The sequence below is a fragment of the Geobacter psychrophilus genome, assembly GCF_056821595.1.
Genome location: NZ_JBXDTU010000004.1, coordinates 1,588,265 through 1,610,706, shown reverse-complemented (window position 1 = coordinate 1,610,706; position 22,442 = coordinate 1,588,265). Strand labels below are relative to the sequence as shown.

Annotated in this window: 18 protein-coding genes and 1 other annotated feature; of the genes, 5 read left to right on the top strand and 13 right to left on the bottom strand. The window is 56.7% G+C overall.

Annotation, left to right across the window (positions count from 1 at the left end):
* The first annotated feature begins 111 nt into the window (after positions 1-111).
* A complete protein-coding gene (locus tag ACOCF6_RS09860; RefSeq protein WP_482460213.1) occupies positions 112-390 on the top strand; it encodes a type II toxin-antitoxin system Phd/YefM family antitoxin in 279 nt (92 codons plus the stop codon).
* Positions 380-649: a Txe/YoeB family addiction module toxin gene (locus tag ACOCF6_RS09855; RefSeq protein ID WP_482460212.1), complete on the top strand. Its 270-nt coding sequence runs from the start codon at positions 380-382 to the stop codon at positions 647-649. Before ACOCF6_RS09860 ends, ACOCF6_RS09855 begins: the two co-directional genes overlap by 11 nt.
* Before the next feature lie 65 nt (positions 650-714).
* Here ACOCF6_RS09855 and ACOCF6_RS09850 read toward each other — a convergent pair whose 3' ends face one another.
* Positions 715-909 (bottom strand): hypothetical protein, encoded by a 195-nt coding sequence (locus tag ACOCF6_RS09850; RefSeq protein ID WP_482460211.1) that lies wholly within the window; start codon positions 907-909, stop codon positions 715-717.
* Positions 910-1,180: 271 nt separating this feature from the next.
* Entirely contained in the window at positions 1,181-1,738 is a 558-nt protein-coding gene (locus ACOCF6_RS09845) for a hypothetical protein (protein WP_482460210.1), read from the bottom strand.
* A gap of 560 nt (positions 1,739-2,298) precedes the next feature.
* On the opposite strand from ACOCF6_RS09845, the gene ACOCF6_RS09840 reads away from it, so the two are divergent.
* Positions 2,299-3,387, top strand: coding sequence for an IS5 family transposase (locus ACOCF6_RS09840; RefSeq protein WP_482459040.1), 1,089 nt, complete (start codon positions 2,299-2,301; stop codon positions 3,385-3,387).
* Positions 3,388-3,587: 200 nt separating this feature from the next.
* Here the strand turns inward: ACOCF6_RS09840 and ACOCF6_RS09835 are convergent, their stop codons facing one another.
* The 8 genes from ACOCF6_RS09835 to ACOCF6_RS09800 form a co-directional block, all read right to left on the bottom strand.
* Positions 3,588-3,941, bottom strand: coding sequence for a hypothetical protein (locus ACOCF6_RS09835; protein ID WP_482460209.1), 354 nt, complete (start codon positions 3,939-3,941; stop codon positions 3,588-3,590).
* 74 nt (positions 3,942-4,015) lie between these two features.
* Positions 4,016-5,227 (bottom strand): type II secretion system inner membrane protein GspF, encoded by a 1,212-nt coding sequence (gene gspF, locus ACOCF6_RS09830; RefSeq protein WP_482460208.1) that lies wholly within the window; start codon positions 5,225-5,227, stop codon positions 4,016-4,018.
* Positions 5,208-6,779 carry a type II secretion system ATPase GspE gene (gene gspE, locus ACOCF6_RS09825; RefSeq protein WP_482460207.1) on the bottom strand — a complete coding sequence of 524 codons (1,572 nt, stop codon included), beginning with the start codon at positions 6,777-6,779 and terminating at the stop codon, positions 5,208-5,210. Before gspE ends, gspF begins: the two co-directional genes overlap by 20 nt.
* The gene (gene gspD / locus ACOCF6_RS09820; RefSeq protein WP_482460206.1) at positions 6,776-8,671 is read right to left on the bottom strand and encodes a type II secretion system secretin GspD; all 1,896 of its coding nucleotides are present in this window, start codon (positions 8,669-8,671) and stop codon (positions 6,776-6,778) included. The genes gspE and gspD overlap by 4 nt, the downstream gene beginning before the upstream one ends.
* Positions 8,672-8,684: 13 nt before the next feature.
* On the bottom strand, positions 8,685-9,560 hold the full coding sequence (gspC, locus tag ACOCF6_RS09815; protein WP_482460205.1) for a type II secretion system protein GspC: 876 nt from the start codon (positions 9,558-9,560) through the stop codon (positions 8,685-8,687).
* A 136-nt stretch (positions 9,561-9,696) separates the two neighbouring features.
* On the bottom strand, positions 9,697-10,227 hold the full coding sequence (locus ACOCF6_RS09810; RefSeq protein ID WP_482460204.1) for a thermonuclease family protein: 531 nt from the start codon (positions 10,225-10,227) through the stop codon (positions 9,697-9,699).
* Positions 10,228-12,600, bottom strand: coding sequence for a peptidase U32 family protein (locus ACOCF6_RS09805; protein ID WP_482460203.1), 2,373 nt, complete (start codon positions 12,598-12,600; stop codon positions 10,228-10,230).
* Positions 12,601-12,759: 159 nt separating this feature from the next.
* Entirely contained in the window at positions 12,760-14,319 is a 1,560-nt protein-coding gene (locus ACOCF6_RS09800; protein WP_482460202.1) for a 2-isopropylmalate synthase, read from the bottom strand.
* A gap of 97 nt (positions 14,320-14,416) precedes the next feature.
* Positions 14,417-14,640 (bottom strand) — a binding site (T-box leader).
* 183 nt (positions 14,641-14,823) lie between these two features.
* Here ACOCF6_RS09800 and ACOCF6_RS09795 point away from each other — a divergent pair.
* Positions 14,824-15,450 carry an OmpH/Skp family outer membrane protein gene (locus ACOCF6_RS09795; protein ID WP_482460201.1) on the top strand — a complete coding sequence of 209 codons (627 nt, stop codon included), beginning with the start codon at positions 14,824-14,826 and terminating at the stop codon, positions 15,448-15,450.
* 66 nt (positions 15,451-15,516) lie between these two features.
* Here the strand turns inward: ACOCF6_RS09795 and ACOCF6_RS09790 are convergent, their stop codons facing one another.
* The 3 genes from ACOCF6_RS09790 to ACOCF6_RS09780 form a co-directional block, all read right to left on the bottom strand.
* Entirely contained in the window at positions 15,517-18,015 is a 2,499-nt protein-coding gene (locus tag ACOCF6_RS09790; RefSeq protein WP_482460200.1) for an EAL domain-containing protein, read from the bottom strand.
* Between the two features lie 72 nt (positions 18,016-18,087).
* Positions 18,088-18,987, bottom strand: coding sequence for a phosphate/phosphite/phosphonate ABC transporter substrate-binding protein (locus ACOCF6_RS09785; protein WP_482460199.1), 900 nt, complete (start codon positions 18,985-18,987; stop codon positions 18,088-18,090).
* Between the two features lie 86 nt (positions 18,988-19,073).
* Positions 19,074-20,351, bottom strand: a complete 1,278-nt coding sequence (locus ACOCF6_RS09780) for an acetate kinase (protein WP_482460198.1) — start codon at positions 20,349-20,351, stop codon at positions 19,074-19,076.
* Between the two features lie 394 nt (positions 20,352-20,745).
* Here ACOCF6_RS09780 and ACOCF6_RS09775 point away from each other — a divergent pair, with 394 nt between their 5' ends.
* Positions 20,746-22,383, top strand: coding sequence for an ABC1 kinase family protein (locus tag ACOCF6_RS09775; protein WP_482460197.1), 1,638 nt, complete (start codon positions 20,746-20,748; stop codon positions 22,381-22,383).
* Positions 22,384-22,442: the final 59 nt, after the last annotated feature.

Below are 22,442 nucleotides of genomic sequence, written 5' to 3'. Positions count from 1 at the left end.
CCCGCCCTCGGCGGGTCTTGCCGCTGGTTGGATAATCGTCATTAGTATTTGACTTGACTGACAGTAGATCAAACTGTACAGTAATGCTGTACGTATAAAGGAGGCACAGATATGCTACAAACAACCTATACCAATGCCAGGGCACATTTTGCAGGTCTTTGCGACGAGGTCGCCGACAACAGGGAAATCGTTGTCATCCGTCGTCGTAAAGGTGGCAATGTCGCTATGATTGCTGCTGAAGAATTGCAGAGTCTGGTAGAAAGTTCTCATCTCATGCGTTCTCCCAAAAATGCCGAAAGATTGCTTTCCGCGCTGGAACGTGCACTGAAGGGGGCTGGCACAGCATCTTCAGTAAAATCGCTTCGTTCCGAGGTTGGCCTTGAAGACTAAACAGCGGGACACTGTTTTTCAACCAGAATTCCGTGAAGACTTGCGTCACTGGGTGGAGACTGACCGAAAAGTCGCGTTACGGGCTTTTGATTTGATTGAAGCAATTACGCGCGATCCCTTTACTGGTATCGGCAAGCCAGAGCCGCTCAAATACCTTTCATCCGGCACTTGGTCTAGACGCCTCACACAAGAACACAGAATGGTCTATCTTGTTCGTGATGACAGGATCGATTTTCTTCAGGCAAGGTATCATTATTGATTACTACCCTTTGTTCCATTTTACTTTCAAGGACAAATTCTAAAGATTTTTATTCGCATTCGGACTCATTCTTTTTTTGTTTCTCCATTCAGCAAGCCCAACTCGCCGCGCTCCGCAAGTACTCTGTGTATTGCAATCGAAGCCTCCTTGATCTTGGTATAGCCGTTATTGTAGCGGTCCACTAGGATCTCGGATGATGTTTTCCGAAAACGCTCCAAGTACTCATCAATTTTAGCGAACTTTTGTTCTCGTTTCTTCATAAGTTATCTTTATCCAACGTCGTGGGAGATCACCTGACGGCCTTTTGGTCAGGTGTATCTTCCTTGTGTATCAGATTCATTCACTGTGATTTCAACCTCAACCATTTTGGCAACGAGCTCTTCAGCATCGTATCGGACAAAAAACGATCATAGCGTTTGAAAATCTCAATACCGAAGTCTTCAAAGATTTTATCGTTCATCTTATTCATCTCGCTAACGGTAATGAGGCACAGTGGCGGCGGTCTTTTGCCGACCGCCTGCCGCTGAGTGGTCAGCTCTGCTTTCTCCACCCTGTCTTGTAATAACCTGCTGATATAATTATTAGTAAAAGTAATCCAATAGAAGTAAATATTATTCCGTTTCTGAGGTGATCTTTGTCCCTTGCAACTCTATTGTAGTAATTCACTCGCGTTATTCCATCAATTTCGAGCTGGTATATCTTATTGAATGTACTCTCTTTGAATATAAGTGCTTTTACCTCTTTACCGAAATCATTTGCTATCGTTGGATAATAACAGACCGAAAATTCACTAGTATATTTTTCCCCATTGATTTTATTGTTTACAGCTATTCCCCAACTCTTACCCATTGTTATCTTGCTCATCGTTCCGGTTATTTCTTGCAGTTGAGATTGGCTTGGTGCAACTAAACCACCTTGATTTAAATAACCATTTGAAAATAGCAGAATTCCAATAAAAATGATGCCAGCAGGTATTGCAAATATGATTGTACCGACTAACCGCTTTACGTAACTGCCTATGTTTTCGGACTTGACGAGTTCTGGTGCATCTCCAATAGAAGTTTTACGATAAAACCAGTAGGCTGACATTGATAGTAATCCTGGCACTAATATCAACAGAAATGTAATTAATGGAAGGTTCAAATTTTCTCCGGTAACGGTTTCGCGCTTGACCTGACGGTCGACCTTATGCCCGTTCACGGTCTGAGCGCTTGTTGGATTGTCCTGCCTCCCACGCTCCGCGCAAGACAAACATTAGCATCTGAAATACTCCAAAAACCATCAGCCAGTAAAGGCTGGAATAAACAATTGCTGCGAAGCGGCGTGTCCGTCTGCTCTAACGCGTAACCGCGTTGAGCCGCGGCTCGCCGCTTCGTATCATGAATTTTGTTTTTATTCAAGCCCTTTAATCTTTGTGTGTAGCCTCCGACAAATTGGATTCGGTGCATTTTTGTGTTTTTTGGGTTTTGCTTCTATTTGTTTGTTTTTATTGTGTTTTTACGTTGAACTCGTACATCATGGGTTTCCGTATATAAGGAACTTATTCCCTATATCAGGTCTTTGAAAAACTCGTTGTATTTACGGTGATTTTGGCACCAATTTATGCTAAGATTTCGCGCATATCTTGCTGATATTTCAGGAGAATAAGTATGCGCGGTTTCGATCTACCATCTGATGCATTGTTCGTTTATCTCTCACCGGAGTCCTTTGTCCCCAAGGATCATCCACTTCGTCCTATCCGACAGATGGTAGATGCTGCACTTGAGAATCTTTCACCGGTGTTCTGCCAGATGTATTCCCATACCGGTCGGCCTTCGATTCCGCCGGAGCGGTTGCTTAAAGCCATGCTGCTTCAGGTTTTGTACTCAATTCCCAGCAACGTCAAACTTGTTGAGCAGATCCACTTCAGTCTTCTGTTCCGCTGGTTCCTCGGGATGGGGCTCGATGAGCCGGTCTGGGATAATTCCAGCTTCACTACGAACCAGGATCGTCTTATTCAGACCGATATTGCCGCCAAGTTCCTTGCGGAAGTGCTTGAGCAGGCCAGGCGCGGCAAGCTGCTATCCAAGGATCATTTCAGTGTTGATGGCACCCTGATCCAGTCATGGGCTTCTCTCAAAAGTTTCAAGCCAAAGAACGACGAGCATGAGCCCCCAAGCGGCAAGAACCCGACTCGTGATTACCAGGGTGAGAAACTGACCAACGATACTCACGCATCCAGCACAGACCCGGAAGCAAGGCTCTACCGCAAAGGTGTCAACCATGAACCCAGGTTGTCGTTTGCCGCCCATCTTTTGACTGAGAACCAGAATGGGCTGGTCATGACGAGTGCTGTTACCATCGCTGATGGCTTTGCCGAGCGTGAAACCGCCAAGGCCATGGTTGCCAAGGTAGCTCCACGAAAGCGACGAATCAGCATAGCGGCCGACAGGAACTACGACACTCGTGGATTCGTCGCAGCCATGCGAGAGTTGAACGTAACGCCTCATGTTACGCAAAACACCACTAAGAAGGGACGTCGTTCATCAATTGATGGCCGCACCACCCGCCACATCAGCTATGCAGCGAGCCAGAAGTTTCGCAAACGCATTGAGGAGGTCTTCGGCTGGCTGAAGACTGTTGGCCTGTTCCGCAAGACTCGCTATCGAGGTATCAAGAAGATCGATTGGCACTTTACCCTGGCAGTAACGGCTTACAACCTGGTCCGAATGCGAAACTTGGGGATCTGTGCCACATAAAGCGGGAGGAAACCGCCCAAAAGGCGAAATCCGGGCCGATTAAGTGGCCAAAATGGCTTCAAAGAGCAATAACATAGTTGAATAAATGAAAAAATGAAGCTGATTCTCTCCGAGAAAACTCAAGTTCAGGATATATCACTTGAATCGGTGAGTTTTTCAAAGACCTGATATAGGTAACGCAGGACCCAATTCGTCGTCATTTACACTTTCATGATTCTCTCAACCAGCTCGGTGTCATTCCGGATGGCGCCGAACCGCACCCGCCAAATCTTCTCATCCGGGTCCCATCGTCCTCCAGCTGCTTTCAACCTGTCACGTAGGGTAACCAGTGCGAACGGAACCATTACCGCAACCATATCCTTGTCACGATGCTGCAGGTTTGGATTGAGCGGCCTTTCATCAACAACGATCTCGACCGTCTTCATCCTGACCTGCCGTATCTCATCGTAACGGTAGCGGACACAAAGGAGCTTGTCCCCGAACTGCTCTACCAGCCGTCTGGTCCCCTTTTGCCCCGGTTTTAGATGGGTATGTGCTTTCATATCTTTCAGCATGGACTCACCTCAGTTGCTGAGTAGAATATTGTCCTATACCAGCAAAAACCCCATGCTCCGGAAGGGGCATGGGGCTATTTGACCAGCTGATTCATTTCGAAGATCGGCAGCAGGACCGCCATGACGACAATTCCGACCGCCACCCCCATGGCCAGCACCAGCAGCGGCTCCATCAGCCCCATCAGTCGGGTCAGGCGGGTGTTGAATTCCCGTTCATAGGCGATCCCGGCCTTGAGCAGCATCTCTTCCAGGGCGCCTCCCTTTTCGCCCACCCCGGCCAGATGCACCAGCAGCGGCGGGAAGAGCGGGCTCTTGCGCAGACTGCCGGACAGGCTGCCCCCCTGGGCGACCTCTTCCATGACCTCCTGCAGGAAGCTGCGGTAGACCCGGTTGACCAGCACCTCGGAGGTAATCTCCAGGGCCCGGATGATCGGCACGCCGCTGGCCAGCAGCAGTCCCAGCACGCGGGCAAAACGCGACAGGATCAGGCGCTGCAGCATGCCGCCCGCCAGAGGGAGCCGCAGCAGCAGGGCGTCGCGCTTCAGGCGCAGGTCGTCGCGCAGCATGGCCTTGCGGTAGAGCGGGACCGCGGCGATGGTTAGGCCGGCCGGCATCCACCACCAGCCGCGTAGGAAATGGGAGAGCTTGATCAGGGCGATCGTGATCAGCGGCAGGGCGGCCTTGCTGTCCTCAAAAATCACGACGATCTTGGGGATGACCATCGTCAGCAGGAACATCATCACGCCGCCCCCCACCAGCACCATCAGGATCGGATAGGCCAGAGCCGAGCTGACGCGGCTGCGGACCTGGTCCTGCTCCTCCAGAAAGTCGGCTAGTCGTTCCAGCACAGCATCCAGGGCGCCGCTGGCCTCGCCGGCGGCCACCATGCTGACGAAACTTTCGCCGAACACCTTGGGTTCGGCGGCGAAGGCCCGCGACAGGGAGGCGCCCTCGGCGATGCGGGCGCTGACCCGTCCCAGAACCTGCTTGAGCGCGCCGGCCTCCTGCTGCTCATGCAGCGATCCCATGGCCTCGTACAACGGCACGGATGAGGCGACCAGCGTGGCCAGTTGGCGGGTGAAAAGCGACAGGTCATCCGAGGAAACGCCGCGCTGAAACGAAAAGGAAGTTGAGGCAGAACCTGCCGCACCTTCCTCACGTGCCTCGCGGGGCAGCAGCCCCTTGGCTTTCAGCTGGGCCAGGGCCTGGCGTTCGGAATCGGCCTCGATGGTGCCCATGACCGATGCGCCGCTGGCATTATAGGCCTTATAGTGGAACGTCGGCATAATCGTCCTGGGTCACGCGCAGCACCTCTTCAATGGTGGTAATGCCGGCAGCCGCCCGGGCCAGGCCGTCATCCCGCAGGGTTTTCATGCCCCGGGAAACGGCATATTCCTTGATCTCGCCGGCATGGGAGCGCCTGATGATCATGGAGCAGAGTTCCTGGTCGATCGGCATGATTTCGTAGATGGCGGTCCGCCCGAGCGTCCCCAGCCCGAAGCATTTGTCGCAGCCGCGGCCGCGATACAATAGTGCCGGCAGGGTGATGCCGGCGTAGCTCTCGACCGGCTTGTACTCTTCGCGGCAGTGCGGGCAGATCACCCGCACCAGGCGCTGGGCCAGTACGGCCGACAGGGAGGAGGCGATCATGAAGGGCTCGATGCCCATGTCCACCAGGCGGGTGACGGCGGTGGCGGCATCGTTGGTGTGCAGGGTCGAGAGCACCAGGTGCCCGGTCAGGCTGGCCTGGATGGCGATCTCGGCCGTCTCGGTATCGCGGATCTCACCGACCATGATGATGTCCGGGTCCTGGCGCAGGATCGAGCGCAGGCCGGCGGCAAAGGTCAGTTCGATCTTGGGATTGACCTGGATCTGGCCGATGCCCTTGATCTGGTACTCGATCGGGTCCTCGATGGTGATGATGTTCTTCTCGCTGGAGTTGACCCGGTTGAGCGAGGCATACAGCGTGGTGGACTTGCCGCTGCCGGTGGGGCCGGTCACCAGGATGATGCCGCTGGTGCGGCCCAGCATGCGCTCCATGACCTGTACGCCCCCCTCGCCCAGGCCGATGTCCGTCAGGGAGAGGATGCCCTTCTTTTTGTCCAAAAGACGCAGCACGGCACGTTCGCCGTAAAAGGTCGGGATGATCGAGACGCGGATATCCACGTCGCGACCAGCGACACGGACGCGGATGCGGCCATCCTGGGGCAGGCGCTTTTCGGCGATGTTCAGGCCGGCCATGATCTTGACCCGCGAGATCAGGGCCTCCTGGATGATCTTGGGGGGTGAGAGCTTTTCGTAGAGCAGTCCGTCGATGCGGAAGCGCACCAGCAGATCGCGTTCGTAGGGCTCGATGTGGATATCGCTGGAGCGTTCCTTGACCGCCTCGGACAGGATCGAGTTGAGCAGGCGGATAACCGGGGCCTCATCACCCAGGTCCAGCAGGTCTTTGGGGTCATTGAATTCAGTGGCGATGGTGGAGAGGTCTTCACCTTCCAGTTCCTGCAGCACTTCGCGGGCCGTTCCTGACATGCCGGCGTAGGCGTGATTGATGGCATCGGCCAGGATGGAGGCCGGGACCAGTACCGCCTCGACCGGTTTGCCGAAGGTCAGCCGCAGTTCATCCAGGGCCAGCAGGGCAGCCGGACCGGCTATGGCTACCCGGACCGTGCTCCCCTGCTCTGCCAGCGGCAGGATGGTGTTGCTGCGGGCAAAACTGAGCGGCACCCTGGTCAGCAGTTCGGCATTCACATCCCCGGCGCTGATGGAGGAAAGGCAGGCAATCCCCAACCGCCCCGCGAGTGATTCAAGTTCCTCCGGAATCAGCTCGTCACTCATTTCCCCGAAATCTCCTTCTGCACGTCAACCGCTTCGACCTTATTGGCCGATTCGCCGAACTTCTCCCGCTGTTCGTCAGTCACCTTCGTCAGGTCGGAGGCCTCCTTGATGATATGCGGGGTCAGCAGGATCATCAGATTGGTTTTCTTGCGTGTCTTCGTGGTTGTCTTGAAGAGCCACCCCAGACCGGGAATATCTCCCAGGAAAGGCACCTTCTGAACATTGACATCGTCGGATTCCTGGATCAGACCGCCGATTACGATCGTTTCCTTGTCCTTGACAACGATGCTGGTCTTGGCCGAACGTTTGGTGGTGACCAGGTCGACCGCCTGCCCTTTGTCATTCTTCACTGCCGAGATTTCCTGGTTGATATCAAGACGGATATAGTTGCCCTCGCTGATCTGGGGCTTGATCTTGAGGTTGATGCCGATATCCTTGCGCTCAACGGATTGAGTAGTGCCGAAGGTGCTCTGCGTGGCTGAGCCCTGGAAGGGGACATTCTCTCCGACATTGATCTCGGCCTCTTTATTGTCTGAGGTCAGGATGTTGGGGGTCGAGAGGATGTTCACCAGGCCATTCTTGTCCAGCGCCTTGAGTACCCCGGCAATATTGACCGGACTCGCCTTGATGTCGGGAGTCAGTTTACTGTTCGCCGAAATTGTCTGTCCAATGGTGGTCAGGGTTCCGAACGGGTCGTACAGGCCGGCCACTGTCAGATACTTGTTGAGTACCCCGGCGCCGATAACACCACCCTGCAGGCCCAGTTCCCGTGACTTGTCCAGGGAAACCTCTGCAATCAGCACCTGCACAAAGACCTGTTTGCTGCGGCGGTCCAGTTTTTTGATCACCTGGATCAGGTTGTTATAGTCGGTGGGAGAGGCCATGATTACGAGGGAATTGGAGCCTTTATCGGCAGTGACGGTGACCTTGCCGCTTTCAAAGGGCGATGTCTGCGCTGCGGCGGCACCCGGCTGTCCCGCGGCTGCCTGGGCGGTGATGCCCTTGACGACACCCTCCAGCACCTTGGCTATCTCGGTGGCATCGGTGTTTTCCAGGTAATAGACATTGACCTTGCTGCTGGCCTCGGGCGGCTGCACATCCAGTTTTGCCACCAGTTCCCGCACCGCCGTCTTGATATTGTTATTGCCGAAGACCAGCAGGGCGTTCAGGCGCACGTCGGCAATCACGCTTCCGGTGGCGCTGCCCCCGGCAGCTGCCGGCTGTGCGGCCTGCTTGGAGTCGCTGCCGGAGAGCCACTGTTTGACCGTGGCAGCGGCACTTTCGGCCGAGGCGTATTTCAGGTAGATGATCTCAAGCCCTTCACGGGTGCGCTCGCTGTCGATGGACTGCAGGATGCCCTGCAGCTTGCGGATATTGAGGGACGAATCCACCATCAGCAGCAGATTGCCGGGGCCGAAGGCCGAAATGTGACCGTCCTTGGAGATCATCGGCTGCAGGAACGTCAGTGCCTCCTGGGCGGTTATGTTTTCCAGCTTGTTGACCTGGGCGACGTAATTCTCGTTGATGGGTGCCTGCTGGCCGGCAGGGAGCAGGGTAAAGCCCTCCTGCTTGGCGCTGGCCGAGGGGACGATTTTGCCGACCTTGCCGCTCTGCACCACCCTGAAGCCTTTCAGCTCCAGCACCGAGACGAACACATTGTAGGCCTCTTCCGTGGAGAGCTTGGAGGGGGAGTAGACCGAGATCTTGCCCTTGACCCGGTCGTCCAGTACGAAATTCCTGCCGGTCAGGTCGCTGATGAACTTCACCATGGTGGAAATATCCACCTCATTGAAGTTGAGCACGACCCCCTTGCCGGCGGCCAGGGCCGAGGAGCTGAAAATGGTTCCCATCAGGAGCAGTGTTATAAAGATGTGTCGCAGGTATCGTGTCAAGTGCGCCTCCACTTCAGCGAATGTCGTAATTAAAGGTTACCGGCCGGCCGTCCCGGATCATGTCCAGTTTGAGCCGGCTCTGCCCCTTGAGGGCGATGAACGACTGCAGCGCCTTGTCAGGGGAATCTATCGGGAAATCATTCAGGCGCTGCAGCACATCGCCGTTTTTTATGCCCACCATGGCAAACACGCCATTGGGCTTGACCTCCGAGGCTTTAAAACCCTCCACCTTGCCGTCTTTCTGGCTGGGCAGCAGGCGTGCATCGGTCATGGCCTGGCCGATGTTGTCAAGGGCCGCGTTCAGGGCGCGCTGATCGATGACGTAACTTCCCGCTCCCGTGGCTGCAACACCCCCCGCCGGCCTCGTGGAGGGTTGTTGAGCCTGGCCGGAAGACGCAGCCGATGGCATCATGGGGGTCAGCAATTCAACCTTTTTCCCGTTCACCACGATGTAGGCCTGTTCACGGGTCACCTGCACCAGCCTTCCGGCGTCAAAGACCATATCACCCAGGCGGAAGACCCGTTCCTCCTGCTTGGCTGTATGGCGGACCAGGGCGAATGTTTCACGAAACGATCCGGTGGCTGTGCCGAGCAGCAGCAGTTCGGTCGGTGCCGTGGCCGGAGCCGCCGCTGTTGACGTGGCGGCATTCACGATCGGCGAGAGCTGTCCCTGGGTTGCCTTGCCGAACAGGCCGGTGCTGAGGATCGGGGAGTAAAAGAGCAGATCCTCCGTCTTACTGGCGCCGGGGGGGGGCGCAACACTCCTGCCCCCCGGTGGAGGCTGTGACAGGTCCAGTTTGCGGGAAAGCCCGCTGGCGGCGATGGCGGCCAGCAGTGCGATTATGGCAATCCCCAGCAGGCAGTTTATGATGGTAACGGTACGTGGCATGGGACCTTGAACATGGTGCTGCAATAATTTATTGGTAACGAAGTAATCCCGAATATCCAGGCCCGCAGAAAAACCTGTGGATTAGGTTATACCCCGACTTGGCCGGATTTGCAATTTATGCCGTGTTTGCTGCTGGTTACCACTGCTGCCGGCCGGTGTGCGGGCCGCGCTTGCCGGCCTGTCGAAATTCCCAGGGTGGCCGGGGGTTGGGGTCGCGCCAGAGTCCGGCCCGCCGGGAACGGGCCCGGCTCTCGGCACCGATGTATTCCGATGCATACGGTCCCTGCAGATACTGGCGGTAGGCCCAGGCCATGCCTTCGGCCGTCATCTCGCGATTGATATCCCGCCCGTTGTAGCGAATGACCGCCACGGCACGCTTGTACTGATCGATGTCAATGATCTCGGCCGAGACCTGCCGCCCCATGATCTTGTACATCAGCGTCCGTTTGGCGATCGCTCCGAATGGTTGCCCCGGCCTGTCGGGCTTGGCGGTTTCGGGGGCATCGATGCCATACAGGCGAACCTTGAGACGACTCTCCTCGCGGGTGGCCAGCAGGATCGTGTCACCATCGTAGACCGCCCGCACGACACCTTCAATGGTCCGGGCCGCATACCCGTCTGCAACGGCCAGCAGGATCAGGGCCAGGGCGGCCAGCAGGAGCCTCATCTACACCAGCTCCGCAGGGTAGTTGAATTCGGTTGTGCCGGGGATCTCCCGTCCGCTCTTGAACGCGGCCATGATGTTGCTCCATGCATCCCGCGGTGCCTGTCGCAGATCGATCAGGAAGGAGCTGCACCCCTTGCTGCGCAATTCATTGTGTCGGGCCGTCAGGCAGAAGGGCGTCGCAGCAGAGATCGTCTGCAGGCCGTCACGGGTCGTGACAGTATAGGCCTCACCCCGGTCCGAGTGAAGCGGAATGTTGCTGTGCACGTCCTTGATGCGGATCTTGGTGGTCATGACCGGCAGTGGGGCGTATGCAATGATCCGGCGTTCGATGGTGGTATTCGCAGCCAGCAGGGCCGCCAGGTTGACGGCATCATCCTCGATATACAGCGTAGCGCTTTCGGCACCCAGCTCCTGCCAGGCGATCAGGGCCTGGGAGTTGAGCGAAAAGCAGCGATGCCAGGTCGAGATGTGGATCTGTTCCAGGCCGCGCAGCAGCTCGAAATGGGAAAGGTTGGCCGCCTCGAAGTGGCGGAATCCGGCCCCGTGCAGCTGGCGCAGCGTATCCTGGTAGAGCGGGATGTCGCGGTCGAAGATTATGAACGGCAGCTGCCAGACCACCTGTTGTTCGAAGCCGCGCATGCGGGGCACAGCGGAGGGAAGCTGATGGATGGCAGCCTTGGACAGCGGCAGGATCGTAATGTCGGCACCCTGCTGCAGGGGAAAACGCCAGTCGCGGGGCAGGTCCATGACCACGGCCAGGCTCTCTCTGGCAGCAGGACGGGCGGCAGCCGTCTGGATGGACTGCACATCGCGAAGCGCCTGGCTGCGGGCCGCAGCGCTCCGTTCGCGGGCTGCACTTGTTACGGCATCCTCCAGATAGCGGTAGAACTGGCGGCGCAGCTCCTTGAAAACGCCCGAAGGTATCAACACCGGGGGAAAATCCGGGGCCTCCAGCGCTTCCAGGCTGAAGCGGGTGTCTCCGGTTTTGGCGAACTGGCTGCTGAGAACCCCGGTCATGTCGCTGCTGCGGGCCGCTTCCAGCGCGCCCAGCGGGTAGCTGAATCCGTGCTGCGCGCCGGCCACGTCGGCTTGGATATGGAGCGTGCTTTCCTCCAGACGAACCTGCAGCCGGCAGGGCAGTTTGTATCCCCGGGCCGATTCCAGCCGCCGCAGGCAGGCGTTTTCGCTGAGGGTGAAGGCTTCCCTGGATGACACCTTGTAGATCGAATCGCCGACCTCAAAGCGGAAGGGGGTCTCCACCTCTACTGTGCTGCCTGCCCGGGCTTCCATGGTTTTCTTGTTGCTGACGAAGATCTCGCGCACGGTCCAGGCCTGGCCGGCCATGTCGGTTTTGGGCTGGGCCCGCAGGCGGTCGCCTACAAACAGGGCATCGCGGGTTTCGAAGGTCAGGCGCTTGCCGCGGATAGCTTTGATCTGGCCGACAAAACGTCCGGTGCCCCCCTTCTGCCAGGGGTTGGCAATATCATCGGGCTGCTGGGAGGCCAGAAATCCTTTGGTCGGCGTGCGTCCGAAGGAGAATTTCAGGATCTCCTTGGCGTTTGCCAGGGCCTCTTTGCGGGAGTTTTCAGGAGCGTCCAGCACCAGCCGGTAGGCCTCCACCACACTGGCCACGTATTCAGCCGATTTCATGCGCCCTTCGATCTTGAGCGATTTCACCCCGGCTTGTATCAGTTCCGGCAGCATATCGATGGCCGAGAGATCGCTGGTGGAAAAGAAATGCCCCTGCTTGCCGCGATGATCGTACAGCCGGCGGCAGGGCTGGGCGCAACGCCCGCGGTTGCCGCTGTGGCCGCCCAGATAGGAGGAGAAGAAACACTGGCCGGAGATGGAGAAACAGAGCGCCCCATGGACAAAGGTTTCAATCTCTACCGGTGTGGCCTCGGCGATAACGGCGATTTCATCGATGGCCAGTTCGCGGGCCAGTACCGCCCGCGAAAAACCGAGCTTCTGGAGCATCCGCACCCCGGCCGTATTATGGATCGTCATCTGGGTCGAGGCGTGCAGCGGAATAGAGGGGAAGTGGTTGCGGACCAGTCGCGCCACGGCCAGATCCTGCACGATAACACCGTCGACCCGCATGGCCTCCAGTGCCGCCAGGGTATCCACCAGCAGCGGCAGTTCCTGCTCTTTGACCAGGGTATTGAGGGTGATGTAGATCTTGCGGTCCAGGCCATGGGCATACCCCAGCATCCGCTCCATCTGGCCCAGGGTCAGATTCTTGGCGCGGGCCCGGGCGGAGAACTCCCGCAGTCCGGCATAGACCGCATCGGCGCCCATTTCCATGGCGGCAAAGAACGATTCCAGCGACCCGGCCGGGGCCAACAGTTCGGGTTTAAATTCCTTAGACGTCATTTCAGCTCACATTTCTTTGAAATTAAAGGATTACTTTATCTGTGAGACCTTATAATTGCAAGGTTTTAGGAATCAGCAGCAATCGAAATAAAAAGCGGCATCCGGTCCCAATGTGTCCCGGATGCCGCTTTACAGGTTTTGAACGGTTATGTGAAGTGACTATACCCCTTCGGTGACCCGCTTCTGCTTGAGGTTGAGCCGGTTGAGGGCATGGACGTAGGCCTTGGCCGAGGCCTCGATGATGTCGGTGGAAGAACCTTTGCCGACCACGATGTGATTGCCCTCGGACACCCGTACGGTAACCTCGCCCAGGGCGTCGGTGCCGCCGGTGATGGAGCCGACATTGTACTGCAGCAGCTTGGCCTTGGTCTTGGTCAGTTTCTTGATGGCCTTGAGGGTGGCATCAACCGGACCATCGCCCAGCTCGGCGGTACGGACCGGTGCGCCGTTGATCTCCAGCTGAACCGTAGCGGTGGCCACGGCAAAGGATCCGCAGGTCACGGTGATGTGTCCCAGTTTGTATTTCAGGTCCTCACGGGATTCGTCGGCAACAATCGCGTCCAGGTCCTCGTCAAAAACCTCTTTCTTCAGGTCGGCCAGGGTCTTGAAGCGGTCAAAGGCCCGGTTGATCTTCTCATCATCCAGGTCATGGCCCAACTCCTCCAGCCGCTTCTTGAAGGCATGGCGGCCGGAGTGCTTGCCCAGCACCAGGGCGCTGGCCGCAAGTCCTACCGACTCAGGTGTCATGATTTCGTAGGTGGACTTTTCCATCAGCATGCCGTGCTGATGGATGCCGGCCTCGTGGGCAAAGGCATTGGCGCCGACTACGGACTTGTTGGGCTGCACCCCGATGCCGGTGATGGTGGAAAGCAGGCGGCTGGAGGGGGTCAGCTGTTCCGTGGCAACGTTGGTGTAAAACGGCAGGATGTCGCCGCGCGTCTTGAGGATCATGACAAACTCTTCCAGGGAACAGTTGCCGGCCCGCTCGCCGATACCGTTGATGGTGCATTCCACCTGGCGTGCTCCGGCCTGGATGGCGGCGATCGAGTTTGCAACCGACAGTCCCAGGTCGTTGTGGCAGTGGACCGAGATGATGGCCTTGTCGATATTGGGGACATTGTCCTTCAGGTACTTGATGATGTTGAAGTACTCAAAGGGGATCGTGTAGCCGACCGTGTCCGGGATATTGACCGTAGTGGCGCCGGCAGCGATGACCGCTTCGACCACCTCGGCCAGGAACGGCAGACGGGTACGGACGGCATCCTCGCAGGAAAATTCCACATTGGGGGTATAGGAAGCCGCGCGCTTGACCGCCTTGACCGCCGAGGCCAGCACCTTGGCCGGCTCCATCTGCAGCTTGTATTTCATATGGATATCGGAGGTGGCGATGAAGGTGTGGATGCGTCCCTTCTCGCCGGCATATTTCAAGGCCTCCCAGGCCCGGTCGATATCCTTTTCGCTGGAGCGGCACAGACCGGCGATCTGCGGTCCCTTGATGGTTTGCGCCACCAGCTTGACGGCTTCAAAATCGCCATCGGAAGCGATCGGAAAGCCGGCCTCGATCACATCGACGTTCATCTTCTGCAGCTGTTTGGCAATCCGCAGTTTTTCCTCGATGTTCATGCTGTTGCCGGGGGCCTGCTCGCCGTCCCGCAGGGTTGTGTCGAAAATCGTGATGATCTGCTTGTCGTCCTTCTTCTTTGCCGGTGCCTTTGCCATGTGCTGTGCACTCCTTTCGTGTACTGCTCGATGATGTTCCTGAGTATGCCGGATATCCGGGAAATTACAGCCCTGAAAATGAAAAAGCCTTCGCCCCAAAAGGGACGAAGGCTGAACGCTTCCGTGGTACCACCCCGATTCACCGATCGGGAGATTTCCCGATCGGCCTCGTGCTCCCGTAACGTGGGTAAACGGACCCGGCTACATTCATTCACCGGAACAGCTCCAAGGCGAGTTCATCATCCGTGCTTACCGGTTCACACCACCCACCGGCTCTCTGGAAAGCCCGAAACAATTACTACTCCTCTTCACGGCTTTTACAATTGTTAGACAGTTTAGAAAAATCAAGCGGATAAAGTCAAGCTGTTTTATTTTTCCCCGCCCTTTGCCGCCAAAAAAAAGGGTGCACAAAAATGAAGCCTTGTTTCAGACCCGGAAACACACTATCTTTAATCTCAGACGTATACCCGCCGTCAGGAATATAAACCAGAGAGGTTATAGCCAATGAAACAACCCGTACGAATGATCCTGCTCACCCTGCTGGTGTGCTCTCTGTCCGCCTTTGCCGATGCAGCCGACACCACGTCCGACAAACCGGCTCCACTGCCGGTTGCTCCTCAAGCACTACCGGCACCTGCCCAAAAAACATCGGAAGCTGCTCCTGCCCAGCAATCCATGCGCCTGGGTCATGTGGATATTGCCCGGATCGCTGCTGAATCGGAGACCGGAAAAGCCGGAAAATCCCAGATTGAAGCGCTGAAGAAAAAACTGCAGGGCCAGATCGAGTCCAAACGGAAATCCCTGGAGAAGCAGCAGGCCGCCATTGAGGCAAAACTGAAAACGCTGACTGCCCAGCAACGGGAGGCCAAGGCCAAAGAGTTTCAGAAAAAGGTCGAGGAATTCCAGAAATTTGGTCTGAATGCCGAAAAGGAACTCCAGGTCAAACAGGAAGAATTCAGCGACCGGATGTTTAAGGCGATTGAGCAAGCCAGCGCCGAGCTGGGTAAAGCAAAAGGGCTGGCACTTGTGATCATCAAGAGGGAGTTGCTGTATCTGGGGGGCGGTGTTGATACTCAGGATGTAACGGATGGCGTTATCACGCTGATTGATGGCAAGGAAACGAAGAAATAAGGCGCAATTGATTCGTGCGCATCTTCTGAGAGAAAACACAAGGCCCGCAACTCGCGGGCCTTGCTGTTACTGATGCCTGCCCTTGAACTCCTCCGCCTGTATCCAGGCGTCGATTGCGGCCGGTTCCATCGGTCGTGAGATCAGAAATCCCTGGCCGAGCCGGCATTCCATGCCTTTCATCTGCTGCAGCTGGTGGTCCAGTTCTACGCCCTCGGCAATGACATCAAAATGCAGGCTTTTGGCCAGGGACATGATCGACAGGATGATCTCTGCATTTTCGCCCTTGGCGGTCAGGTTGTGTATGAAGGTGCGGTCGATCTTGAGCGCGTCGATCGGGAGGCTGTGCAGATAACTGAGCGACGAATAGCCGGTGCCGAAGTCGTCAATGTGGATGTGCACCCCCATGGCGCGGAGCCGGTTCAATGTTTCGATGGCCACATCCAGATTTTCCATCAGCATGCTTTCGGTTATCTCGATTGCCAAGCTGTTTGGCACAACCCCTGATTCCTGAATAATCCCGGCCACCAGATCGGCCAGATTCTCCTGGGCAAACTGTTTGCCCGAGATATTGATGCTCATCCTCAGCGGCGGCTGAGAAGGGAAACGGTTTTGCAGCACCCCCAGCTCACGGCAGGCCTCCCGCAGGATCCATTCGCCGATCCTGATGATCAGTCCGGTTTCCTCGGCCAGAGGGATGAACTCGGCGGGATAGACCAGACCCCGTGTCGGATGATTCCAGCGCACAAGCGCCTCGAAGCCGACCAGCTTATGTGAGTTGAGATCAATAATGGGCTGATAGACCAGGGTCAGCTCGTCATGATCCAGCACTGCATGCAATTCTGATTCGAGCCTGATCCGGTCGAGGACGCTGGCATGCAGTCGGGCATCGAAGATTTCCGAGCAGGCGCTGCCCCGTTTCTTGGCCTCATACATGGCAATGTCGGCATCCCGCAGCAGTTGCTCTGCCTGATCATAGAGATCCGAACCCAGTGCAATCCCGATAGAGGCGGACGCATAGATCTCGTGATCATCGATCATGCAGGGGATTGACAGCTTGAGATGGATCCGGTCGGCGACCTCGACGGCGTCCTTCAGTCCGCTGATGTCCTTCAGCAGGATCGAAAACTCGTCTCCGCCCAGCCGGGCGACCGTATCCCCCGGTCGGATGCACTCAGTCAGCTTGAAGCCGGTCGCAACGAGCAGTTTGTCCCCAACCAGGTGGCCAAGACTGTCATTGATGGTTTTGAAACGGTCAATATCAAGAAAAAGAACGGCATAGAGCGGTTTGCCGCGTCGTGAGGATGTGCTGATCACCTGCTGCAGGCGATCCATGAACAGGGAGCGGTTCGGCAGGTTTGTCAGGGCATCGTGGAAGGCGTTATACACCAGCTGCTCTGTGGCCGTTTTACCCGCCGTAATGTCAGTCTGGGATCCGGCCATGCGATAGGCCTGCCCGGACTCGCTCCTGACAGCCAGCCCGCGGGTCAGCATCCAGCGGTATGTCCCGTCCTTGTGCCTGATGCGGAACTCCCCCTCCAGATGAGGGTTGCGTTCGCTGATATGGGCGGCGATCCTGGCTTCCAATTCGGGGCGGTCATCGGGATGGACCCGCCCGAGCCACTCCTCCGGCTGATTGCCGATTTCATCATCAGCATAGCCGAGCATGGATTTCCAGCGACTGGAGTAAAAGATGACCGCATTCCGCAAATCCCAGTCCCACAGGCCGTCATTCGCGCCCTGGGCCGACAGGGCGTAGCGCTCCTCACTTTCCCGGAGTGCTTCCTCGGACTTTTTGTGTTCTATGATCTCCATCTCAAGTTTGGCATAACCGTTATGCAGCGATTTGCTCATATCATTGAAATGCGAAGCCAGTTCAGCAAACTCGGTTTTGTCGCTATAGTCGAACGTATACCCGAGCTTCCCCGACGTAATCATCCGCGTGGCTTCGAGCAGTGCATCAATCGGCCGGGTAATGGCCTTGGTCAGGTACAGGGCGACGATGATGCCGAGCAGCAGTGCCAGCAGCATGGTTGCGACAAGAATTGCCGTGACCCTCTGCACCTTCTGCATCGCTTCCATTGTCACGCTTTTGAGCCTGGTACTGGCCTGCATGGACATGTCCTCGGTTTTGACGAGGAGCTTGTTGCCGATACGGGCTGCTTCCAGTTTGTTTCTGTTGATCTGCTCCTTGTTGGCGGAGGCGGTTATGTAGTAGCTTAAGGATTCCTGGTAGTCACCGATAATGGTCTGCAGCTCGCTGATCTGGCGGGTGATTTCCGGGGCATGGTGGCAGGAGGTGCAGTTCTGGGCGGCCTGTTCGAGATTCGCAACATTCTCGATGATGTAATCCAGTTTGTTGCCGAGTTCGGTATTGACGGTATACAGGTCTGACTGCACGGTCTGGATCGACCTGAGCAGCTGCTGCCGGAGGTTTTCGATCTGGTGAAGTTTGATGAGACGGCTGAGCATGTCGTTCGTGTTTTTGACGTGCAGATAGGCAAACACTGCTCCCAGCGAAGAGATCAGAAAGATCATGAGAAATGACAACATTATTTTTCGCTTCATTTATTCGGCCACCTTCTCGAAACACATCCCGGCAGGGGGCTGCATACGGATTCTTGCCCAAGCATCCATTGGCTATTTGTTATTGTAGTTATAGGACATAACATCGATCCCGCTTTTTTTGGACATCTCGAAGACAGGCAGATAGTCGCTGGCGGTGGTTTCAATGAACTTTAATGCTCCGAACTGCATCAGAACCACCTTCCCGTCAGGGTCGGCGTGCAAACCCAGCAGCACCGACTTCAGTTTGCTCTTGATTGCTTCCGGCAGGCTGCTTCTGACCAGGAGTCCGTTCGACGGTACGCGGGGCGATTCCGCAAGAATCAGCAGCTCACGATCCACCCGCGGGTCCAGTTCCCGCACCCTCTCATATATGCTGTGCTTGGCCGCGCCCACATCCGCCTGTCGGTTGAGTACCGCATTGATCGCTGCATCGTGGCTCCCGGTATACAGTGTTTCACGGAAAAAATGTTCCGGATCCTTTATGCCGTTTTCCTTCAGATAGGCCAGCGGAAAAAGGTATCCGGCGGTCGTGGCCTTATCGACAAAGGCCATTCTTTTGTTCTTCATATCAGCTGCTTTCCTGATGCCGCCGTCCTTTCTCACAAACAGGAACCCATGGTAGGTGGATGTGCCGTCAAGGTTCACCGGGCGAACCAGCGGGACAACGCCCAGTTTCTTGATGGCCAGGGCGCCGGTAAAGGAGCCGAAAAAGGCGCCGTCCATCTTTTCGGTGGAGAAGCGCTCGACAATATTGCCATAGCGGCTCAGGATCGTGAACTCCACCTGCAGGCCGGTCTTTTTTGAAAGATGCTCGCCAAGCAGCTTGAAGCGCTGTTTTTGCTTGAAGACGTTCATTTCCGGCAGGATGCCGATCAGGATCTTCTGCTGTGACGCCTGTGCCGGGGAGGGAAACGGGCTGCACAGGGCGAAAATAACGCTGCTGAGAATGATTGAACGCAGAATAAATCTCATGTCGCTCCCCCAGTTGTAATTTTCAGGAACATACCACAACTTTAATGATCAGCAAAAAGCATTGTGATTGCAGCCGAAAAAAACGACTATTCCTCATACTGCGGGGGAACGAAACCGCTGCAGGCAAACGAATACTCATACTGCCGATGGTTGCTGTTGTTGGCGGAGAGTATGGCGGTCACATCCTCGGCGAAGACAAGCTCCTCATTGGTCGGAATGACATAGAGCCTGATTGTTGAGTTCCCGCTGGAAATGAGCGCTTCTTTCCGGTCCGGGCGGACGGCCCGGTTTTTAGCGCAGTCGGGTAGTATACCGAAACATTCCAGACCTTCCAGGACCAGCTCCCGCACAAACCACTCTCCTTCGCCGGAGCCGGTTGTGAAGACCACGGCATCCAGCGGTCCCACGACTGCCAGATACGCGCCGATGTATTTTTTCAGGCGGTAGGCTTCAATCTCCAGGGCCAGCCTGCATTTCGAATTCCCTGCAATGGCCGCCTCCAGAATATGCCTGCGTTCCGTATTCCATCCGGTGATGCCCAGAATTCCGCATTTCTGATTCAGGACCTGTTCCATTTCCAGTCCTGAAAGATTCAGTTTCTGCATCATGTAGGGCAGTATGCCGGCGTCGATATCGCCGCAGCGCGTTTCCATGACCGCTCCCTCGAGAGGGGTCAGTCCCATGCTGGTATCAACAGAGATCCCGTTCCGGATGGCGCACAGCGACACACCCTTGTCGATATGGATGGTGATCAGATTGCAGGCATCGGCCGGCTTGCCGAGCAGGCAGGCGGCCCGTCTTGACAGATAGATGTGTGACGGTCCGTGAAAACCGTAGCGGCGCACACCGTACTTTGTGTACCACTCGTAGGGCACGGGATAGATGTAGGCACATTCCGGGATTGTGACGTGGAAGGTGGTGTCGAATATGGCCACCTGGGGGATGTTCGGAAGCAGATCCATCGCAGCTGCAATCCCGGCCAGGTTGGCGGCATTATGGAGCGGCGCCAGCTGCCGGAGTTGCCGGATGGTCTCAAACACCTGACCATCAATGACCATGGAGTGCTGAAATGATTCTCCGCCATGGGCCACCCGGTGGCCGACAGCCGCAATCCGTTGCGCTTCGTCACTGACACCCTGCCGGGGGTCGGCCAGTGTTTCCAGGATCAGCTGTATGGCACCCCGGTGATCGACATATTCCACTGCCTGGATATCCTGCGCCAGCCCCGACACCTTCAGGCTGATGGAGGCTCCGCCGAGTCCGACCCGCTTGACCCGTCCTGCCGCCAGCAGCGACTGTCCTCCCCAAGAGAAGAGATGATATTTTATTGAATGGCTCCAGCAGCTCAAGGTCAGAATATTCATGTACACTCCGTTGGCACTGCCGCAACAGACTTCCGGACAGCCCGCCTGGTACCGCTGTACGCCTGCGCGAACTCATCGTACGCTCCAATCGTCACCAGCTCAAGAAATAGATGCAGTTCCCGGAGTTGTTTCGGGAATCGTAGTGATGGTGTCGTATTGAGCAGATCCTTCACTCTGGCCCTGCCGTGATTCCCTGCAGATGCACGAAATACAAAAGGAGCGCATTCCTGACAAAAGGAGAGTAGTATTAATAGTATATCAGGCTGGAATATGCTCGCTGTGTCTTTGTCCGCTTGAACATACGCCCTGCGGCAGAAAATATGATTGACCCGCGAACTGCCGGACTGGATTCAAGTGGGCTGATGGACAGAAAAACCGGCTGGTTGGAGGATGTATGGCGGTACTGATCGACCCGGAGAAAAGCAGCCTGCTGAAAGCAGCGCCGCGCCTGTTGCAGATACTGCGCGTGCTGGCCCGCCACAAGTTCCTGGGTGCCCTGCGCGGCAAGAAACATTGGCCGCCGCCCACAAAGGTGCGGGAAACCTTCGAGGAACTGGGGCTGACCTTTCTCAAGTTCGGTCAGGTGCTTGCCATGCGGCGTGATCTGCTGCCGGATGCCTACATCAAGGAGCTGGAGTCGCTGCACGACCAGTTGCCGGCGCTGGGGTTCGACGCCGTGCGCGAAACAGTTGAAATCGAGCTGGGCGCTCCGCTTGAGGAGTTGTTCGCCTCTTTCAATGAGGCGCCGATAGCCGCCGCCACCATTGCCCAGGTGCATGAGGCTACGCTGCGGGACGGGCGTCACGTGGCCGTCAAGGTGCAGCGGCCCGATCTGGAAGAAATGATCTCCACGGATATCGCGGCACTGACCTACCTGGTATCGCTGGGGGAAAACCTCTCGCCTCGTCTGCGCGCACTTGACCTCCCTGTTCTGGTGAGTGAATTTGCCGACAGCCTGAACAGGGAAACCGATTTCAATCACGAGGCCCGTTCCATCCTGCTCTTTCGCGCCGCTCTGACCGATATCCCCGATCTCTGGATTCCGGATGTCGTGGCGGAGTGTTCGAGTGAAAACGTGCTCACGATGGAGTTTTCGGACGGCGAGCGGGTGGACCTGTATGCCATTCAGCATCCTGAAGAGATGCCGCGTTTGATTAACACCCTGGTGCGGCTGACGCTGCAGACGATCTTCGAAGAAGGGCTGTTCCACGCCGACCCGCATCCCGGCAATGTGCTGGTTCTGCCCGACGGCCGGCTTTCCCTGCTCGATTTCGGAATGACCGGCGAGCTTGACGAGGCCATGCGCACATCATTGACCCTGCTGCTGGAAGCGGTCGTCAAAGGTGATGCGCGGGCCGCCACCGAGGCCTATCTGGAAATGACGCCGCACGGCAGCGAGAAGGTCATCCGGGCAGCACTGCTGCTGGATATCAAGGCGGTGCTCTATGACATCCACCGCAGCGACCTGGCAGAGGTCTCCATCGGGGATTCGTTCGATTCGCTGCTGCGTGCCGGAAGCCGGCACGGGGTCCATAATCCCGGCGAATTCTTCCTGCTGACGCGCACGTTCGTTATCCTGGAATCCATGATCCGTGAACTGGACCCGGAGCATGACTATCTGAAATCATTTCGGGAAGAGATCGGGCGCCTGACCGAGAAGCACTTTTCGCTGGAGCGGATCAAGGAAAAGACCGGCAAGCTGGCCCGTGAAATGGAACGCTTGCTGACGGATGCGCCCGGCGACACGCGTCGTGTCCTGCGGCGTATTGCCGAAGGTAACCTGGGCCGTTTGCAGGCGCCGGCCATTGAGGCCCTGGGGGGGCGTGTCAGCCGCAACCTGGAACGGCTCACTGGCGCCATCGCTTCCGCGGGGCTCGTGATTGGCGGCGCCATGCTGGTAGGTGCTCCCCAGGACGCCGGCTGGCATCATACTGCCGGTCAGGCACTGGTTATGGCCGGAGGGCTCGGCACGTTGTTCGTCTGGTTCGGTATTCTGCGACACGATCATGGCCGCGGCAGCGGCCGGCGCTGAAGACGGAAGGATGAAGGCGGCGGTGGCTGAATTTTTCCTGACACTCATCTGCCTTCAGG

What these genes read in the sequence shown, in the direction of transcription:
- ACOCF6_RS09860 (WP_482460213.1), top strand. Translation starts at nt 112, where the DNA reads ATGCTACAAACAACCTATACCAATGCCAGGGCACATTTTGCAGGTCTT.
- ACOCF6_RS09850 (WP_482460211.1), bottom strand. Translation starts at nt 909, where the DNA reads ATGAAGAAACGAGAACAAAAGTTCGCTAAAATTGATGAGTACTTGGAG.
- ACOCF6_RS09845 (WP_482460210.1), bottom strand. Translation starts at nt 1,738, where the DNA reads ATGTCAGCCTACTGGTTTTATCGTAAAACTTCTATTGGAGATGCACCA.
- ACOCF6_RS09840 (WP_482459040.1), top strand. Translation starts at nt 2,299, where the DNA reads ATGCGCGGTTTCGATCTACCATCTGATGCATTGTTCGTTTATCTCTCA.
- ACOCF6_RS09835 (WP_482460209.1), bottom strand. Translation starts at nt 3,941, where the DNA reads ATGCTGAAAGATATGAAAGCACATACCCATCTAAAACCGGGGCAAAAG.
- gspF (WP_482460208.1), bottom strand. Translation starts at nt 5,227, where the DNA reads ATGCCGACGTTCCACTATAAGGCCTATAATGCCAGCGGCGCATCGGTC.
- gspE (WP_482460207.1), bottom strand. Translation starts at nt 6,779, where the DNA reads ATGAGTGACGAGCTGATTCCGGAGGAACTTGAATCACTCGCGGGGCGG.
- gspC (WP_482460205.1), bottom strand. Translation starts at nt 9,560, where the DNA reads ATGCCACGTACCGTTACCATCATAAACTGCCTGCTGGGGATTGCCATA.
- ACOCF6_RS09810 (WP_482460204.1), bottom strand. Translation starts at nt 10,227, where the DNA reads ATGAGGCTCCTGCTGGCCGCCCTGGCCCTGATCCTGCTGGCCGTTGCA.
- ACOCF6_RS09805 (WP_482460203.1), bottom strand. Translation starts at nt 12,600, where the DNA reads ATGACGTCTAAGGAATTTAAACCCGAACTGTTGGCCCCGGCCGGGTCG.
- ACOCF6_RS09800 (WP_482460202.1), bottom strand. Translation starts at nt 14,319, where the DNA reads ATGGCAAAGGCACCGGCAAAGAAGAAGGACGACAAGCAGATCATCACG.
- ACOCF6_RS09795 (WP_482460201.1), top strand. Translation starts at nt 14,824, where the DNA reads ATGAAACAACCCGTACGAATGATCCTGCTCACCCTGCTGGTGTGCTCT.
- ACOCF6_RS09790 (WP_482460200.1), bottom strand. Translation starts at nt 18,015, where the DNA reads ATGAAGCGAAAAATAATGTTGTCATTTCTCATGATCTTTCTGATCTCT.
- ACOCF6_RS09785 (WP_482460199.1), bottom strand. Translation starts at nt 18,987, where the DNA reads ATGAGATTTATTCTGCGTTCAATCATTCTCAGCAGCGTTATTTTCGCC.
- ACOCF6_RS09780 (WP_482460198.1), bottom strand. Translation starts at nt 20,351, where the DNA reads ATGAATATTCTGACCTTGAGCTGCTGGAGCCATTCAATAAAATATCAT.
- ACOCF6_RS09775 (WP_482460197.1), top strand. Translation starts at nt 20,746, where the DNA reads ATGGCGGTACTGATCGACCCGGAGAAAAGCAGCCTGCTGAAAGCAGCG.